The organism is Beggiatoa alba B18LD, from assembly GCF_000245015.1.
Taxonomy (GTDB): domain Bacteria; phylum Pseudomonadota; class Gammaproteobacteria; order Beggiatoales; family Beggiatoaceae; genus Beggiatoa; species Beggiatoa alba.
The window spans coordinates 2,632,657-2,651,312 of the sequence record NZ_JH600070.1 but is presented as its reverse complement, the minus strand read 5'-3'; the positions used below and the strand labels follow the sequence as shown (position 1 = coordinate 2,651,312).

The window sequence follows — 18,656 nt, the reverse complement described above, 5'->3', positions numbered from 1 at the left end:
AAGGAACTAATCATTTTAGGCTAGTTCCTTTCTAATGTCACAATGCTTATTTTTGTACTTATTCTACAGCGAGGATAACACTACTAGATTTGAAGACAGCGGCAACAGCTACGCCTTCTTTCAGACCTAAATCACTTAAAGCATCCTCAGTAATGACAGATTTCAGAACAGCACCACCCGCTAACGTAACGCTAACAATGGTATTGACAGCCCCTTTTTCGATACTGGCAACTTTGCCCGCTAAATGATTTCTAGCACTAAATTTCAACTTAGTATCGGCACTGACCAGAATAACCTGCGGGGCTTTGATTAAAGCAATCGCAGATTGCCCTTCTTTTAAACCTAAACGGTCTAAACTAGACACCGTGATAGAGGCGACAACTTCAACATCACCCGCTAATTTTAACGTCACTTCGGCATTAACTGCCCCTTTAGCAATCTTAGCAACAGTCCCTTTGAATTGATTTCTTGCACTGGTGTACATAGTATTCCTCTTGTTTTGGTCACTATCAAAGAATAAAATTGAAATAAACTAGCAACTTATTATTTAACGTTATGCCTCTACCGCAATGATAACGCTACTAGATTTAAAAATTGCACAGATTGGATCACCCTCTTTAACACCCAAATCTGTTAATGCCTCTTCCGTGACAACTGCCTTCAGCGTATTACCACCTGCTAGATCAATTGTAACCGCGATATTGACAGAGCCTTGTTCTATATCAGAAATTTTTCCATACAACTGATTTCTAGCACTAAATTTTAAGGTTGTGTCCGCATTGGCTAACACGATTTGAGGTGACTTCACCAATGCAACCGCAGTTCGTCCCACACACAAACCCAACTGATTAATACTATCCAAAGTAATCGTTGCAACAATTTCCAGCCCACCTTTTAACTTCAACGTCACTTCAGCATTAACAATGCCCTGCGTAATACTGGTAATCGTCCCTGCAAACTGATTTCTCGCACTGGTTTGCATGTTAAGACGATGCATAAACTGATAAAGCTGGTCGAAATTCTCAATTTTTTGGTTTAACTGTTCCAAAAACTGCTGATGCTCGCGTTCAAACTCATGAAACGCCTTAATTAAACGATGCGCATACTCAGTTAATTGAGAACCACCGCCCCCTTTACCCCCTGCAACTCGAGTTACTAACAACTCTGGCGCGAGATTATTCATTAAATCAATAGAATCCCAAGCCCCTTTATAACTCATTCCCATCGCTTTAGCCGCTTTAGAAATAGAACCGAACTCGCCGATTTTCTCTAAAAGCTGAATTCGCCCCGGTCCTGCAAAATTACGATCATCACGGTATAGCCAAATGAAACCCTGTATTTTTGTTGTCACTGAATTAGCTCCGTTGCAGTTGTGATAAATACTACCTTCAATTTTATAAAACATCAAATATCAAAATAAATACAATATAAAAATAATTATCATTTTAAACTATTTTAAATCAATTAATTACATTGATTAATTAAACTAATGCTTAAATATTTATACCGAGATATAGTATTATTAACAACACTTTTAAAACTTAATGTAATGATTTATATTAATAAAATTAAATATTAAAATTGATGTAGCAAATCATTATTATTTAAATAATAACGAAAATATTTCAAATTTTTTTAAAATCCATTTTTTTAAAAAAACCTATTATTTAACTAAATAACGACCCTTTTATTACTTACTTACAGAATAACGCTCAATCAATTAACAAAAAATAAGTAATATTATAGAATTAGCAAATAAAAATATTGCTTACCGTTATTGTGCTATTTACGCTAGAAAATCAATATAAATTAACTTCATAACTGATTAAAAATTATTTAAAATTTTTTGTTATCCCAAATTAGGATAGATAAAAAAAGCGTTGATAAGAAATCTAATCAACGAATAGCGGTATTATCATGAAAGGAGAAATTGCAGGCAATAAAAAAACCCCAACCGAAAAAACGGTTGAGGCTTTAGAAATTTGGTGGAGGCGGCGAGAATCGAACTCGCGTCCGTAAATCCTCCGCCCTTGGGACTACATGTTTAGCCCTAGTCTTCAATTTAGCCACTGATTCTCCGACGGGCAGGAAAATACAGCAGTGAGTCCAAGTAAAGTTTAATGAATCCACCCTAGACGCATGAATTCACGATCCTACTAAAGTGACTGCTACTCCAAACACGCAGGCTTATCTGGGTAACAGTTTAGCCGCCTAAGCAGCTAAAGCGTAGTTGTCGTCGTTCGCAACTAGATTGTTTTGCAGAGTATTTACGAGGTATCTGCCCCTCGACATGCCCCTTAGGTTTTGCAACCCACGTCGAAACCAAGTCGCCCCCAAGTGATAGAATAGTATAGAACCATTAACGTGAATTTACCAGATGACCAGCTCAACCCTTTATTTACGCCTCTTACGCTATGTAAAACCCCATCGACGTTTATTTTCAATTGCCATTATTAGCATGATTATTATGGCATTGACTGAACCTGCACTGCCCGCTTTATTACAGCCCTTGTTAGATGAAGGCTTTGTCCAACAAAATCCTGATATTATTCGCCTCATTCCTTTGTTATTGCTCTTAGTGATGTTAATTAAAGGGGTTGCGATGATTATCAGCACGACTTGTCTTGCAAAAGTGGCAACACATGTTGTGACTGATTTACGTCAAGCGATGTTTGAAAAAATCTTGTCATTACCAACTACCGCTTTTGATAACACGTCGTCAGGTGTTTTACTGTCTAAAGTGACCTATGACGTAAGCCGTGTGATGGCAGCCTCTACAGAATCTTTAGTCGTTATAACCCGTGATAGTTTAACGGTTTTAGGTTTATTAGCATGGATGTTTTATTTAAATTGGCGATTAACATTAATTGTATTTTTAGTCGCGCCTGTTGTGGTTGTTACTATGCGCGTTGTCAGTAAACGCTTGCGCGGTATGAATATATCGACGCAAGATGCGATGGGAAATATGACTCGAATTTTAGAAGAAACCATTAGCGGTCATAAATTAGTTAAAATTTTTGGCGGTCAACAGTATGAAAAAAATCGGTTTTCTGGTTCTTGTCATGCTGTTTTAGAGGCAACGGTAAAATCACAAACAACCTCAGCAGTCAGTATTGCCATTGTGCAGATGCTAACGGCGTTTGTCCTTGCATTAATCATTTATATTGCTGCGCAAGAAGCACAAGCGAATTCGATTACGGTTGGTGGTTTCGTGTCTTTATTCACGGCTATGGGCATGATGTTTACGCCAATTAAACACTTAACTAAAGTTAATGAACAGTTACAACAAGGGCTTGCTGCGGCACAAAGTATTTTTGCTTTAATCGACCAAGATTCTGAGCAAGATAATGGTAAGCAAACCTTACCCCAGTTAGTCGGTGAGATTGATTTTAAACAATTAACGTTTGCGTATCATACGGAATCGCATCCTGCTATTTATGATTTGTCATTAACCATTCGGGCGGGGGAAACTATCGCGTTAGTCGGCGCGTCGGGCAGTGGCAAGACAACGCTGGCAAATTTAATCCCGCGCTTTTATAGCGTGACGCAGGGACAAATTTTATTAGATGGGGTTAATATCAATGAATTACCTTTAAGCATTTTGCGGGAAAAAATTGCCTTAGTCAGTCAGGAAGTGGTGTTATTTAATGATACGGTCGCGGCGAATATCGCTTATGGAGCAATGGCAAATACACCACGAGAGAAAATTATTGCTGCAGCTAAAGCCGCTCATGCAATGGAATTCATTGAGCAAATGCCTAACGGGTTAGAGACGATAATTGGGGAACGTGGCGTTAAATTATCAGGTGGACAACGGCAACGACTTGCTATTGCGCGGGCATTATTAAAAGATGCACCAATTTTAATTTTTGACGAGGCAACGTCAGCATTAGATACGCAATCAGAGCGTCATGTACAGGATTCGTTAGATTATTTAAAACGAGGACGCACGATGATTATTATCGCGCACCGTTTATCGACTATCGCGCAAGCTGACCGTATTATTGTGATGGATAAGGGTAAAATTGTTGAAATTGGTACGCATACGCAATTATTAGGTCAGCAAGGCACTTATGCAAATTTGTACCGTGTGCAGGAGCAGGTAGAATCAGCGTAATTTTAAAGAATTTGAGTTCGACGAGATTTTATAAGCAAAGCACAGACCTGCTAGGTTTTGAAAACCTAGTCGGTCTGTCGGAACACGCGAAAAGGATTCACCAGACAAGCTGTTGTCTTTTTAAAAAATCTCGCCGAACTCAGGTTAATTAATAATCTCTGCTGTTTGTAATAATGCTTTATTAAAAACAACGCCTAATTTATTGGCAATTCGCAAATTAATAAACAGTCGACCATCTTTGTTTTTTGCAATAGGTATATCATTGGGTTGCACCCCATCCATAATTTTTAATGCTGCTTGTGCTGACCATGTTCCTTGCTCTTCTGCTAATTTGGTGATGCCTAACAATGCAAAAGGCTTTAACCAAGAAAAATTTGCACCGATAGGAATATGCGCATTTTGTTCAACAAATTGGATAGCGGTTTGTGTGTCCCATCCTTCAAGTCCAACATAATTGATAAGCAGTAACATATCAGCATCGGTCATTAAAAAGGCAGTTTTCCATTCCTCAAAGGTTTTTACAAAATATGCATGACTAATGGGAAGTTTTAAAACATCGATATAATTTTGTACTAATTTTCGTTCGCTCATTCCATCAACAGTTAGTATTGCAACTCGATTGCCTTTCGCATATTTGCGCAAGTGCGCAACGACAACATCCGCTAAATCAACCTCTAACATGCCTGTCATGTTTTTAGTGGGAAAACCATAAACTTTAATATCCTCATTAATTCCACAAAAAATAAATGGCAAATTGCTTTCTTTATAATAAGGAACAATTAAATATTTAGCCGCATCATCATCAGAGGCAATCACGATATTCGGTTTAAAGGTTTCAATGAAATCTTTTGCTTTTAAAGCAATTTCTTGTTTCCATGCTTCTGTTGGATGATTTTTGGTATCCATGTAGAAAACTTGGAAATCAATGCCTTTATCTTTAAAAACGGTTTCTATACTGTGATTAAGTCCCGTTACCCATTCAAAAGAGGAATGATAAGAGGCAACGTGCAGGACTTTTTTGCCTGTATAGTTAGAGGCTGCCAAAACCCATGGGGAGAAGGAGGAACAAGCTAGTAGTAGCAATATAAGTATTTTTAGCATAGATATCCCACCATTTATAATGTTTGTTTCATTATTGTGCAGGATAAATAATATAAGGTAAATTAAGACAATTACTTTAAATTAACCAGTTAAAGAATGCCAAAATTTACCTTGTTTTTAAGACTGGCGAATAACGTTTGATGAGATGCTAGCAGGGGTCTATGTGTGTGACCTTGCCCATGTATGGCTGTAAAGCAGCGGGAATATAAATTCTGCCACCTTCATCTTGATAATTTTCCATCACAGCAACCAGTGTGCGACCAATCGCCAAGCCTGAGCCGTTTAAGGTGTGTAATAAATTCGGTTTTTTTGTTTTAGGGTCGCGCCAGCGGGCTTTCATCCGCCGTGCTTGGAAGGCTTCAAAATTACTGCAAGAAGAAATTTCGCGGTAGCGTTGTTGACCTGGTAGCCATACTTCTAAATCGTAGGTTTTCGCAGAGGAAAATCCCATGTCACCTGTGCATAAGCTCATGACTCGATAGGGTAATTCTAAACGCTGTAATACAGTTTCGGCATGTCCTGTTAAGGCTTCTAAGGCTTCATAAGACATATCAGGGCGCACTAATTGTACTAATTCTACTTTTTCAAATTGATGCTGACGTATCATCCCGCGTGTATCTTTACCATACGCACCCGCTTCACTGCGAAAACAGGGGGTATGGCAAACATATTTAACGGGTAAGGCTTCTTCATCAATAATGGTATCCCGTGCAATATTGGTAACAGGGACTTCAGCTGTGGGAATTAAATAGTAATTTTGTTCGGGAATATGGAATAAATCTGCTGCAAATTTAGGGAGTTGTCCTGTACCGAATAAGCTTTCACTATTCACCATATAGGGCACATTGACCTCAGTATAGCCATGTTCTTCGGTGTGTAAATTCAACATGAATTGAATCAGGGCGCGGTGTAAGCGAGCTAACGCGCCACGCATTAAAGCAAAGCGTGTTCCTGTAATTTTTACAGCGGTTTCAAAGTCTAATAAGGTGCTCATCGCGCCTAAATCGACATGGTCTTTGGGGGGGAATGGAAAAGTTTTCGGCGTGCCCCAGCGACGCACTTCGACATTTTGTTCTTCACTGTTACCAACAGGAACGCTACTGTGTGGAATATTGGGGATTTCATAAAGTAATTGATTTAATTCTGATTGAATAGCGTCGAGCTGGACTTCTTTATTTTTTAACTGTTCGTTAATCTGGTTAACGCTTTCCATTAATGCGGTGACATCTTCGCCTTTTGCTTTTGCCTTACCGATGTCTTTAGAACGGGTATTTCGTTCATTTTGCAATTGTTCTGTTTCGGTTTGGCATTGTTTACGGGCTTTTTCTAATGCCGTCAATTGTGCGTCATTAACGGTAAAACCGCGCGTGGCTAATTGACGGACAACATCAGGTAAATTATTACGAATTAACTGGGGATCAAGCATGTTTGATTCTCGAAGAAAGGAAATGATCAATTATCACATCTATTATCACTGCATAGATAACAGAGGTGATAACTGTTGAAAAGTGTGAGCAATTAAGGGGAAAGAAGCGTAATTAAAAAACATGCAGTTATTATTCAATTTGTTTAATTTGTCCCTTAATGCTTAAAGGACGGTCGCGTAATTGACGCAGTTGTTGCTCTGCAACCCGTCTATTTTCTTGGGGTAATAGACGCACGGTGTACCAATCACCCACTTTAACCACTTCGGATTCTAAAGTACGTTCTTTTAATTTATCAACCAAAGCTTGTGCCTGTTTTTCTTCACGAAAACTTGCCGCTTGTACATAAAAATACCCTGTTTTGGGGGGTTCAGCGGAAATAGTTTCAGCAGACTGTGTGGCGGCTTGTTGGCTATCTTCTTTCGTAATTGGCGAGCCATCTAATCCTAAAAATACAAAGTGAGACGGGAGCGCGTGTGTAACCACTGGTGAAACTGTCGTATGACTCGTGGGCAAACTTGCATTGCTACCTGTGACAACCTCATCAGGCAACGCTTCACGTAATTGATAAGTGCCTTCTATATCGCTCATACCAACGCTTAACACTAATTTGAGAAAGAAGTAAATAATCAACATGAGCAGAAATAATACAATGCCCCCAACAAAGCGTTGTTTAGGGTCATAGGTATCATTATTAACAAGACGGCGGTTTTGTATTGTCATAATCGTTAATGAATTGTGAATGTTAGAGTCTATTTTCAGTATATTATAGACAACGATTTTTAGGAATGATGACCAACATCTTGAGATGTCGTTAAAACCCAGAGACGTTATTACAATATCATTTTTTTCTTTGTGGTAAACCTGTACTATGCTAGTGAACGTTAATATCACCCAGTGAATTGTTATGAAATATCTCGTTATTCCTGCCCTTGTTTGCCTTTGTTTAAATACGTTATCTGTACACGCAGAATCTAATAAAGGCTTTAATAAACAAGCTAGTTCTAGCGTTTCAGAAACATTTGATAAAACAGTCAGAGTTCGAAAAATCGATAATCAGCGTTTTGACTTTTCCCGTTTTTTTAATAAAGACAGCGTGACAGAAATCTTGCTGGCGCAAAGTTTTACCCGTGTTGAACGGGAAGATATGGAAGCGATTGCCGCCTCTGGCGTTAAAGTCAGTGCCTTTACTTCTGACAAGGGACATTACGACCATTTGTTATGGAGCATTGAAGATGAAGCAGAAGAAGGCATTTTATGGGAAGAGTTTTATAAAACCATCAAATATGGATGTTGTGCACAAGAAACAACGTATAAATTATTTGATTTAAAAACAGGGCGATTACTCACACTCTTTACAGGCGAGTTAGCACGTTTAACTGTTTTAGGCGTGGCAGAAACAGAAACAACCCGCTTAATTGCATATTTATCTAGTGCGGCAAGTTTAGGCTTTGATGAAAATGCAGCCGATGCAATTGGCACATTAACACTCAGTTCAGACAAGGGCGTGGAAGATAAAATTATTTTACTCTCCAATAATGAAAATTATGAAATCAATACGCCACAAGTTCAGCTCGTTGCAGGCAAACAAACACAAAACTTATTAGTATTAGATGCAACGCAGGAAAAAGATAAAAAAGTCATCCCCAGTTATAGCGTCTTGCTAACGTTTAACGATGGACAAACCTTACAACTGCTGATTCAACAAGATAAATTTGATATTGCACATCCACAAGGTACTGCGAAAGTAAAAGCCATTCATGCCGAAACGGAATAAATTGGGCAATATTATGATTCACTGTTAGACCCATTTTTTAGTCTTGTTATCCTATGCCTTCTATAAAAGCGATTATCGTCACGCTCTTATTTACCCTGCTTTACGCATTAGCATTCATCGATATACCCGTTACTTTTATTGCTGACCAAGCCGCTAAAAAGCACGGGCTAGACCCTAAATTATTTCGCGCCGTTATTCGTCAAGAATCTAATTGGAATTCGATGGCAATTTCGCCAAAAGGTGCAGTTGGTCTTGCCCAGTTAATGCCCGCTGCGGCGCAAGATTGCGGATTAGAACAACAAGAACGGTATTCCCCTTATTACAATCTCAACTGTGGTGCGTGGCATTTGGCAAAACACTACCAAGAATTTAAAAGCGTAGAAAAAGCCTTATGTGCCTACAATGCAGGGGCAAGCCGTGTGCGCCGTTTTGGCGCGTGCCCTCCCTACCCAGAAACTCAGCAATATGTGCGTAATATCATGACGCACTGGCAACAAACCAGCACTAATTAACTTGAGTTCGGCGGGTTTCCTTTAAAAAGATAAAAGATTGTCTGAATCAGAATTCACAGAATTTTCAGAATTAGCAAAATGCGAGTACGGCGAGTTTCTTTTAAAAAGACAATAGCTTGTTTGAATCAGGATTTTCAGGATTAAAAGATTGTCTGAATCAGAATTTTCAGAATTAAAAAGACAAGAAAATTAAAAGAATAAAAAATTATGTTTTTAATTGTTTTTAATTCTGAAAATTCTGTGAATTCTGATTCAGACAAAAAAAGACCTGCTAGGTTTTGAAAACCTAGCAGGTCTCTGTTTTGTTTTATAAAACTCGCCGAACTCAAGTTATTCCTACTTTTCCTTTAGGTACAACTTTTTATTTCTTCCATTCCGCTTTTATCATTAATCCTCTGTTTTATATCTATTATCTCGCCGTACTCGCGTTAATCCTAAACTTGATGAGCACTTTAATTTGTTAAATCCTTCTCAACCTATTTTTATTTAAGTCATTTTTCGCCGTACTTGCGTTAGCAAAATTAAAAAGCGTGATTCGCATTAATTTCTTGGTTTAAGAGGTTTAAATCCTGTTAATTCTGAAAGTTCTGATTCAGACAATCTTTTATCTTTTTAAAAGAATCTCGCCAAACTCAGCTTATTTAAAACGCAGGCAAGCCCCAACTTTCGGGCGTAAATTCATCCATTGCGTTTAAAACCGCGTCGGCTTTGGCAAATTGCGCTTTGTCTAATTCAGCGGGCGGAATCGCAACAACCGACATGCCCGCTGCTTTTGCCGCTTCGACGCCAACAAGGGCATCTTCAAAGACTAAACAATGCGCTGGGTCTGCATTGAGCGCGTGAGCGGCAGCGAGAAAAATATCGGGCGCGGGTTTGCCTTTTTTCACCACAGGATTATCGCCTGTAATAATTGCTTGAAAGACGTTAAACCATGTTTGATGGGCTTGCGTTTTTAGCGCAAATTTAGATTTTGGGGTACTGGTTGCGACGGCTTGCGGGATGCCTTGTTGATGCAAATGTTGGGTTAAGGCTTTTGCACCGCGTAAGGGTTGAGCCGTTAAAAAAAGCGCGTCGAGTAAGGGTTCGCGTTGTTGTAAATATTCTTCAGCGGTAATCGGTAATGCTAATGATGACACCAGAATTTGTGCAGCATCGAGTTGTTTACGTCCCATCATTTGCGACTTTAACGCCCATGTAAAATTTTTACCGTATTGTTGGGCAATGTGTTGGGTCACAGTGGTGTAAAACGGTTCTGTATCTAGTAGTACGCCGTCCATGTCATAGATAACATGGGTTATTTTTTTTGTTGCTAAAGTCACGGCAAGTTCCCTATTTTAATTCGTTTTTTGCTTGTATTAATGGTTGATAAATCCGTTTTGCGAGGTCTTTAAATTCTTGATTTAAAGGATTGCCTTGTTCTTCGCGGAAACAGAGTTGATAGTATTCGTTTTCTTGTTCGCCTTTTGATTCGTAGTTAGCACTTTTGCTCCCTTGCCATTCCTTATTAGCTTCTTTAAAAGCTCCTACTTCATCAAATTCTTGCCCTATTTTTAACCCTTTTTCCATATATTTCCATGCTGTTTCAGCAAAAAAAGGCAGGGGTTTTTGTAGTCCTTGATAGTATAACGTGCTTAAGTCTTCTAGTAGTTCAAGCGCGTTGTCGACGGCATTAAATTGATGAATGTTATCTTTACCAATCAAGTGGCTAGTTTTTGGATAATGCGTTGATTTCAGTGTATTTAAGCATAAGTGTTCTATCCATAAGCCAAGATAATCTTTTGCTTTTAAGTTGGCATAACGATAACGGATTAAGTGTTTTGTCCAAAGATGGTCGATGCTGCCTATTATGTGCAAACGTCCAATTTTAAGGTCAATAAAAGCAGGGGCTAAACGTTGGTTGTTATCCGTGTTTTTTTTCACTTTAATCACAAAATCATTAATTTCTTCTGTGAGTTGTTGGTAAACACAATGACCAATTTCCCCATGGGGCAGTTGTCCGCTGGCTTTGGCAATTTCAAAATAAGTATCAGGGGTTTGTCCTGCCAGTGCACGCTCTACTAAATTTTGATTAAATTGATAACTTTCTAAATTGGAGAGTTGAAACGGTTCAACTTCTGGTAAATGACCGATACCTGTTTCAAAGTAAATCCCTAAGCGTTTGCGCAGTAGAAAGCGCGTAGGATTGATAAAAAACTGAATAAAATCGTTGAGGGTAATATTTAGTAATTCGCTGGGTGGTTCGGGTAAGGAATGGCGAATAAATGGGGGCAGGGTTTGAGGCGTTTGTTGCAAGATACGGCTGGCGTGACAATATTCTTCTGCATAGCTGAATAAGGTCGGGTTTTCACCTGAAAAATAACGCGGGCTAAAGCCTTGTAATGGATGATGAATAACTAGTTGTTGACTGATAGGGCGGTCATTTTCTGGCAATACAAAGGCTTTGTCGAGATAATCCAATAATTCCGCGACTAAGACAGATGGTGGCATTTCGGTATTGTCACGAATATTCCGCCCTTGATAACTGATATAAAAGCAGTTTCTGGCAGATAGTAAGGATTCTAAGAATAAATAACGGTCATTTCCACGGCGGGAACGGTCGCCCCGCTCTGGCACTTTTACCAATAAATCAAAGCCTAAGGCTTTATCAACACGTGGAAAAGCGTTGTCGTTCATTCCCAGCAAACACACGACTTTAAAAGGAATGCTACGCATGGGAAGCATGGCGCAGAAAGTGACTTGTCCTGTTAAAAAATTGGTTGTTTGTGGTTCTACACCGAGCAAGTTGTTTAAAAAAGTCAGTACAATTTCAAACGGTAAGATTTGTTCAAAGTTTGCCAATTGTGTACTGGCGCGAAGTTTTTCAAAACTGTTACGAATGGCTTGCGCTTCGGCTTCGTTTTCGTCATTAATATCCAGAAATTCATCTAATAAGGCGTTGAGAAAAATGCCCCAGCCTTCTGCCGTGCGTGCGTGTTGTAATTCGCCAATCGTTGCGAATAATTTTTCGCTGAAATCTAGTAGTTTACCTAATGCAATTGTGTCACTGCCTTCTACTTCGTCATAGGGCAAAATCCCTGCGAATAGCGTTTCTGGCGCGTTAGGTATAGAAAGTGGATGTTTAGGTAGGGCATAGCCTAATAGTAAGCGGTCTAAGCCTGCACGCCATGTATTTTCTATAAAATCAGGCAGTTCTAAATTGGCGCGATTTTGTCCATCGATACCCCAACGAATTCCTGTTTTTTCTATCCAGTCACGAATACGGTCGATATCTTCTTCTGTCAGTTGGAAACGTCTTTGAATCGCAGGGGTTTCTAGTAAGCGCAATACGTCGCTACTGGTAAAACGGCTGTGTTGTAGTTCAATAATGGCTAGAAAACTATCGACTAATGCACTTTCACCGCGCAATTGTCTATCGGCAAGGCTGTAAGGAATGCGTCGATTTTCTGGGGTGGTGGCAAAAACAGCTTGAATATAGGGGGTATAAAGTTCGATATCGGGCATCATGACCAAAATATCACGGGCTTTTAAGTCGGGGTCGCTGGTAAAGAGGGCTAATAGTTGGTCGTGTAATATCTCTACTTCACGCATTAGGCTATGACAGGCGTGAATTTGTAGGGATTTGTCCAAAGCGGGTAATGATAATGCGGGGGGCGCGGTTGGTGTGTTTTCACCACGGTCGATTAAGTTGAGAATGTCCGATTGTACATGCGCTAATAAAGTCGGTTGTGAAGTTTCGGTGAGCGGGTCTATAAAAATATCATGATTTTCATAGTAGTAATCGTTCAATGAGTCGATAAATTCTCGCCCTAAGCGTCCCCATGAGGCTAACAAACTGTTGCCTTTTTCTAAATATAGGCTTTCTGGCGCGACAATTTGACCGCGTAGCTTAATAGTTTTTCTAGCAATTTCGCTGTCAGAAGCGATATGCCCCCAATATTCTTGGCAGGGATTGAGTAAAAAGATATGTACGTCTAAATATGCGCCGAGTTGGATTAAGACATCGAGAAAAAACGGTGGTAAAGCGGCAACGCCGAAAATAGATAGGCGTTTTGGTAAACGGTTGCTCAGTTGTGGGGTGAGACTTTGAAAAAAAGCGGCTCGCACGGCGGCGCGGTGTTGTTTGCCATGTTTTGCAATTAAAGCCCGCCATAATATCGATTGCCATTTTTCAGAAGGGTCCTCTTTTGCCCAATCTAGGGATAATTTGCCGTTTTCCCAGTCGGCTATCATTAAAGGACGGAAAACAACGTATTGGTCGAATAGGTTAGCAATTCGATTGGCTAGTTGATAGGTTTTTAAACGATGGCTTTCACCGTGTAAATAGTGTTTTAAATCTTGAAATTCAGGTTTATCTAAATATTGGGGTAATAATTCAAATAATGTCCATGTCATGACTTCTCGTTCAAACAGGGAAACGTCGGGCAATTCGCGGATAGTACGGCGAAAAATACGCCATAATATTTTATCAGGAAAGGGAAATTCTGCATTTGTCCATACGCCTAATTGTTCAGCGAGTTGTAAAGATAACCAGCGTTCCATCCCTTTACTTTGTACAACAATGGTTTCTTTTTCTAAAGGATTTTCTAAGGGATTTTGCAAAACTTGTACGAGTTCATCGCGCAGGCACTCAAGTTGATTACTGGTATAAATATGCAACATAGCAAAATTAAATTATGCGGAGTAAGGGGGAATATTTTTTAATAAATCGCAATAAGATAAAGTATGATAAAGGGATTTGTATGATTTTGCGAGTTATAGTTATTGTCTTTTTCGTAACTGCGCAGACGGTAAAATACGATGTACTACTTTACAAGCTCGCAAAGACCTTGCTATAATTTTTCGCTCAATTCATTAGCAAGCATTTGGTGCTTGTATCAATTGATAGTCCATTACGGAGAGGTGTCCGAGCGGTTTAAGGAGCACGCCTGGAAAGTGTGTGTACGTTTATAGCGTACCGAGGGTTCGAATCCCTCCTTCTCCGCCAGTTTCTATGGTAGCCACGTTGGTTCCCTCGCATCATGAAGTTATAAACCCTGTCAGGTCCGGAAGGAAGCAGCAGTAGTAATCTAGTGAGTGCCGTGGTGTAGCTGGCGTGGTTGCCACCCTTAATTAGCCTGTTTGTATCCCCATCTGCCCTTGTCTTTGCTTCCCTCAACACTTATCCTGTAACGATTCGCGCTATTCTCAATATTGTGCTGAGTTTGTAATTTAGTTACTAAGGATAAACAATGGCTTATCAAGTTCTTGCCCGTAAATGGCGACCACATATTTTTCCTGAAATGGTGGGACAAACGCATGTTGTGCGGGCGTTAACCAACGCGCTTGATAATGACCGTTTACACCATGCCTATTTATTCACAGGCACGCGCGGTGTGGGAAAAACGACGATTGCGCGGATTTTTGCTAAATCATTAAATTGTGAAACGCATGGCGTAAGCTCGCATCCTTGTGGCACTTGTCCTACTTGTCGTGAAGTGGACGAAGGGCGTTTTGTCGATTTAATTGAAGTTGACGCAGCCTCACGAACACGGGTAGAGGATACGCGGGAAATTTTGGAAAACGTGCAGTATGCCCCCACACGCGGACGTTATAAAGTCTATTTAATTGACGAAGTGCATATGCTTAGTACAGGCAGTTTTAACGCGCTGTTAAAGACCTTAGAAGAACCCCCGCCACATGTTAAATTTTTACTTGCCACCACTGACCCGCAAAAATTACCTGCAACTGTCCTGTCTCGTTGTTTGCAATTCAATTTAAAACGCTTACCCGCAGAACATATTGCCCAGCATTTAGAAAAAATTCTCACTATAGAAACAATTCCTTTTGAACTAAGTGCCTTGCAACAATTAGCCATTGCGGCTGATGGTAGTTTACGCGACGCACTCAGTTTACTAGACCAGTCTATTGCTTATGGCGGGGGGCGAGTTCATGCGGAGGAAGTACGCAGTATGTTGGGCACGTTAGACCAGCATATTGTGGTTGGGATTATTCAAGCCCTTGCGAATCATGATGCGCTTGGTTTATTACAGCAAATAGCCCAAGTTGCCGAGCAAAATCCTGATTTTATGAGCTTGTTAGCGGATATGCTATCGTTTTTGCAACGCATTGCGATTGCCCAAGTTGCCCCTGATGCAGTGGATAAAATGCAAGCGGATAGTTCGACTATTTTAGAATTAGCACAACAGCTTAGTCCTGAAGATGTTCAACTGTTTTATCAAATTGCGCTGGTCGGACGGCGGGATTTACCACTTGCACCTGAAGCACGCAGTGGCTTTGAAATGATTGCCTTGCGAATGTTGGCGTTTCGTCCTGATAATCCCAGCCGTTTGCAACAAACACCGCCACAACCTCGCCCAAGTAATCCCGCTCCGCCTAGCCAGCCTAATACACGCCCCACACCTGCCCCCATTACGTCGACAGCAACGCAACCCGCAACAGTCACATCATCCCCTATAAATCCTGCAAGCCCTGAAAATGTGGCGACTAATCCCGTTTTAGATTCAATGGTCGCGCCAACTGTCTCCCAGACAATCGCGTTAAATACGGCAGAAGATTGGACAACTTTATTGCAGGTTTTGCCATTAGGGGGAGTCGTGAAACAGCTTGCAGTCAATTGTGCGTTTGAAAAACAGGAAGGTCATTTAATTAACTTAATTTTAGCGGGTGAAAATAAAGTTCTTATTAATCAGTCTGGTAAATTGGAGCAGGCATTACAGCAGTATTATCAAAATGCCCATTTACGGCTACATGTTCGAGTCGGTGAATTCATTGCGGATACACCTGCACAGCAACAAAAACGTCAGCAGTCTGAGACAGAAAAACAGATGCACGAGGATATTTATAACGACCCTTTTGTGCAGGCAGTACAAGAGCATTTTAGTGGGCAAGTACGCCGTATCACGGCAAAAACGAATTAAATCGCCTCACCGCCTTATGTTTTTTTATTAATCATTCTGAAAATCTCAATCCAGACAAATTGAAGGATAAACACTTGTCCTCCATATTGAGAGTAATTTCTCACTTTTCTATCTCATCCGCTTATGCGTAACTATCTTTTTACCTGCTTGATTTATTTCTGTCTTAGCCTTTATATGGGGATTGCGTTTGCAACTCCGCCAAATTTAACGGATATGTTGCAATCTGGCAGGCATGGCAATCAATCGTTAGAAGATAATGGGTTGCAACCACTCGCAAACACGATTCCTCCAGCAACAACGACTACCGCAGAAACCACAGCGCAACAAGCTCCAGTCAATGTGGAAGATGAGTTTTTAGACCCAGAAAAAGCATTTTTTCTTAGCACACAAGTCATCGATGCGCAAACCGTTCAAGTTACTTGGCTCGTTGCTGAAGGTTATTATCTTTATGAAAATAAAATGCAGTTTTCCGCAGATAATGCCAAGATTCAAAAAATAATCTTGCCCAGCAGTCAGATGAAAGATGATCCGTTGTTTGGCAACGTTCAAGTATTTGAACAGCCTGAAGTGGTTGCAACAATTATCTTCGGTGCGGTACAAACAGAGACAATTGTTTTAACCGTTCATTATCAGGGGTGTGCCAGTGCGGGCTTGTGTTATCCGCCAATGGCAAAAACTATTACGCTGACGATGCCACACACTAATGCAAGCAGTGTCCCGCCTGTATCAAGCGAAGTCAGTGCATTACCGATTGAAAATAATCTCGTACAACCTGCCGTTGTTCCCGCAACAACGCCCGCCCCTGTGTTGATTTCTGAACAAGATGCGATTGCGCAAGCCTTGATGCAGGATAATATTTTTTACACCTTACTGTTATTCTTTGGCTTTGGTTTACTGCTTGCATTTACGCCCTGCGTTTTTCCCATGATTCCGATTTTATCCAGCATTATTGTGGGACAAGGGAAACAATTATCGACCTATTCTGCATTTTCCCTCTCGCTTGTTTATGTGCTCTCTATGGCATTGACTTATACCGTTGCAGGCGTTTTTGCGGGTTTAGTGGGAGAAAATCTGCAAGCCAGTTTTCAAGAACCGATTGTTATTATTGTCTTTAGCTTGATTTTTCTCGCCCTTGCTTTGTCTATGTTCGGTTTTTACAACTTACAAATGCCTAATGTGTTACAAAGCAAATTAACCGATGTCAGCAATCAGCAAAAAGGTGGCACATGGATTGGCGTTGCCATCATGGGCTTTTTATCTGCGTTAATTGTAGGACCTTGCGTTGCTGCACCGTTAGCGGGAATTTTAATTTATATCAGCCAGACAAAAGATGCGGTATTTGGTGGAATGGCGTTATTTTCGCTCAGTTTAGGCATGGGCGTACCTTTGCTATTAATTGGCACATCCGCAGGGCGATTTCTCCCGAAAGCAGGATTATGGATGGAAACCGTTAAACAAGTCTTTGGCGTGTTGCTACTTGCAGTTGCGTGGTGGCTATTAGCCCGTTTACTGCCTGACTTTGTTGTTTTAATGGGGTGGGCGACTTTGTTTATTGTGTCTGCCGTTTACATGGGCGTTTTAGAGCCGTTACAAGTTGGGGTGTCCCATTGGCGACGTTTATGGAAAGGGGTCGGCGCGGTCTTATTTATCTATGGTATTTTGCTGATTATTACCGCAAGTCAGGGGGGCAAAGCAGTTTTATATCCCCTGCAATTGTTAGGCAACGCGGCAAACGGTGAAACCGTTAAAACAGAACTAACCTTTCAAAAAGTAAAGGGGTTGGAAGGGTTAAATCAGGCAATTGCCCGCGCAAAGCAAGCGGGAAAAGCTGTGATGTTAGATTTTTATGCCGATTGGTGCGTTGCCTGCAAAGAAATGGAAGTTTTCACTTTTACCAATCAGCAAGTTCAGCAACAATTGCAATCTTTTGTCTTATTACAAGTCGATGTGACGGCAAACGATGAACAGGATAAGGCGTTATATAAGCACTTCGGTATTTTTGGACCGCCTGCCATTATGTTTTATAACACTCAAGGGATTGAGCAAATAGCTTACCGTGTCGTTGGATTTACCTCAGCCGACAAGTTTTCTCAACATATTGCGACGTTTCAACAATCATTATGAAAAAATTTTTCTTTTTATTTTTCTTGGCTATCGGTGTGACAGGACTGAGTAGTTATATCTCTTATCAATATTTAATTCATCAAGCCAATGCGGAAAATCAAATGCAAACCGACCTGCAAACAGCAGAAGAAGTGCGTTTGCAACAGGCAAAATTGACAACACCGACCAGCGTAACACGTCGCCCTGACTTCAGTTTGCCCGATTTACAAGGGATAATCAGAGAAAATCGGGAGTGGGATGGTAAACTGGTGGTTATTAATTTCTGGGCGACATGGTGCGCCCCTTGTGTGCGTGAAATTCCCATGTTAATGCACTTTCAGCGGACTTATGGCACGCAAGGCTTGCAAATTGTGGGTATTGCCATTGATGATATCGACGCGGTGAAGGCATTTCATCAAGACATTAAATTTAATTACCCCATTTTATTGGGTGAAGATGCAGGAATTAGTTTGTCTAAAAACTTAGGCAATCGTGTTGGTGCATTACCATTTAGCGTTTTCATTGACCCCAAAGGCAATATTATTACCAGTTATGCAGGCGAGTTAGACGAAACACAGTTATTAAAAGTCATTCAACCTTTTTTAACCCCAGTGAACCCGCTCCCCCCACAGTCAGACACGCTTCCCACTCAACTACAATCCTAAACAAGTTGTAATGCCATTGATAATTAATCAAAAATGGCAA

At 40.4% G+C, this 18,656-nt stretch carries 13 protein-coding genes, 1 tRNA gene and 2 other RNA genes; 8 read left to right on the top strand and 8 right to left on the bottom strand.

All coding sequences use genetic code 11. The annotated features are described in order from the left end of the window. Positions 1-58: 58 nt before the first annotated feature. The 3 genes from BEGALDRAFT_RS10870 to ssrA all read right to left on the bottom strand — a co-directional run bounded on the left by BEGALDRAFT_RS10870 (position 59) and on the right by ssrA (position 2,335). The gene (locus BEGALDRAFT_RS10870) at positions 59-484 is read right to left on the bottom strand and encodes a TOBE domain-containing protein (RefSeq protein ID WP_002689944.1); all 426 of its coding nucleotides are present in this window, start codon (positions 482-484) and stop codon (positions 59-61) included. Between the two features lie 69 nt (positions 485-553). Then, positions 554-1,351, bottom strand: a complete 798-nt coding sequence (locus tag BEGALDRAFT_RS19540; RefSeq protein WP_050978435.1) for a TOBE domain-containing protein — start codon at positions 1,349-1,351, stop codon at positions 554-556. 632 nt (positions 1,352-1,983) lie between these two features. After that, positions 1,984-2,335: a transfer-messenger RNA gene (gene ssrA, locus BEGALDRAFT_RS18790) on the bottom strand. 42 nt (positions 2,336-2,377) lie between these two features. On the opposite strand from ssrA, the gene msbA reads away from it, so the two are divergent. Beyond that, the gene (gene msbA / locus BEGALDRAFT_RS10860) at positions 2,378-4,117 is read left to right on the top strand and encodes a lipid A export permease/ATP-binding protein MsbA (protein WP_002689940.1); all 1,740 of its coding nucleotides are present in this window, start codon (positions 2,378-2,380) and stop codon (positions 4,115-4,117) included. Between the two features lie 144 nt (positions 4,118-4,261). Here the strand turns inward: msbA and BEGALDRAFT_RS10855 are convergent, their stop codons facing one another. The 3 genes from BEGALDRAFT_RS10855 to BEGALDRAFT_RS10845 all read right to left on the bottom strand — a co-directional run bounded on the left by BEGALDRAFT_RS10855 (position 4,262) and on the right by BEGALDRAFT_RS10845 (position 7,365). Further along, positions 4,262-5,218 carry an ABC transporter substrate-binding protein gene (locus BEGALDRAFT_RS10855; protein ID WP_002689938.1) on the bottom strand — a complete coding sequence of 319 codons (957 nt, stop codon included), beginning with the start codon at positions 5,216-5,218 and terminating at the stop codon, positions 4,262-4,264. A gap of 148 nt (positions 5,219-5,366) precedes the next feature. Then, positions 5,367-6,644 carry a serine--tRNA ligase gene (gene serS, locus BEGALDRAFT_RS10850; protein WP_002689936.1) on the bottom strand — a complete coding sequence of 426 codons (1,278 nt, stop codon included), beginning with the start codon at positions 6,642-6,644 and terminating at the stop codon, positions 5,367-5,369. Between the two features lie 130 nt (positions 6,645-6,774). Further along, a complete protein-coding gene (locus BEGALDRAFT_RS10845; RefSeq protein WP_002689934.1) occupies positions 6,775-7,365 on the bottom strand; it encodes an SPOR domain-containing protein in 591 nt (196 codons plus the stop codon). 184 nt (positions 7,366-7,549) lie between these two features. On the opposite strand from BEGALDRAFT_RS10845, the gene BEGALDRAFT_RS10840 reads away from it, so the two are divergent. Continuing rightward, on the top strand, positions 7,550-8,419 hold the full coding sequence (locus BEGALDRAFT_RS10840; RefSeq protein ID WP_002689932.1) for a hypothetical protein: 870 nt from the start codon (positions 7,550-7,552) through the stop codon (positions 8,417-8,419). A gap of 53 nt (positions 8,420-8,472) precedes the next feature. After that, positions 8,473-8,931 (top strand): lytic transglycosylase domain-containing protein, encoded by a 459-nt coding sequence (locus BEGALDRAFT_RS10835; protein ID WP_002689930.1) that lies wholly within the window; start codon positions 8,473-8,475, stop codon positions 8,929-8,931. Between the two features lie 641 nt (positions 8,932-9,572). Here the strand turns inward: BEGALDRAFT_RS10835 and BEGALDRAFT_RS10830 are convergent. Further along, complete coding sequence (locus tag BEGALDRAFT_RS10830) at positions 9,573-10,250, bottom strand: HAD-IA family hydrolase (RefSeq protein WP_002689929.1); 678 nt, start codon at positions 10,248-10,250, stop codon at positions 9,573-9,575. Between the two features lie 10 nt (positions 10,251-10,260). After that, positions 10,261-13,590, bottom strand: a complete 3,330-nt coding sequence (gene recC, locus BEGALDRAFT_RS10825) for an exodeoxyribonuclease V subunit gamma (RefSeq protein ID WP_002689927.1) — start codon at positions 13,588-13,590, stop codon at positions 10,261-10,263. Positions 13,591-13,824: 234 nt separating this feature from the next. Between recC and BEGALDRAFT_RS10820 the strand changes: the two genes are divergently transcribed. The 5 genes from BEGALDRAFT_RS10820 (at position 13,825) to BEGALDRAFT_RS10805 (ending at position 18,616) form a co-directional block, all read left to right on the top strand. Beyond that, a tRNA-Ser gene (locus BEGALDRAFT_RS10820) sits at positions 13,825-13,915 on the top strand. Positions 13,916-13,931: 16 nt separating this feature from the next. Continuing rightward, positions 13,932-14,027: signal recognition particle sRNA small type (gene ffs / locus BEGALDRAFT_RS18785), an RNA gene on the top strand. A gap of 132 nt (positions 14,028-14,159) precedes the next feature. After that, positions 14,160-15,848: a DNA polymerase III subunit gamma/tau gene (gene dnaX / locus BEGALDRAFT_RS10815; protein WP_002689926.1), complete on the top strand. Its 1,689-nt coding sequence runs from the start codon at positions 14,160-14,162 to the stop codon at positions 15,846-15,848. A 123-nt stretch (positions 15,849-15,971) separates the two neighbouring features. Then, on the top strand, positions 15,972-17,972 hold the full coding sequence (gene dsbD, locus BEGALDRAFT_RS10810) for a protein-disulfide reductase DsbD (protein WP_081484173.1): 2,001 nt from the start codon (positions 15,972-15,974) through the stop codon (positions 17,970-17,972). Continuing rightward, positions 17,969-18,616, top strand: a complete 648-nt coding sequence (locus BEGALDRAFT_RS10805) for a TlpA family protein disulfide reductase (protein WP_002689924.1) — start codon at positions 17,969-17,971, stop codon at positions 18,614-18,616. The genes dsbD and BEGALDRAFT_RS10805 overlap by 4 nt, the downstream gene beginning before the upstream one ends. Positions 18,617-18,656 lie beyond the last annotated feature (40 nt).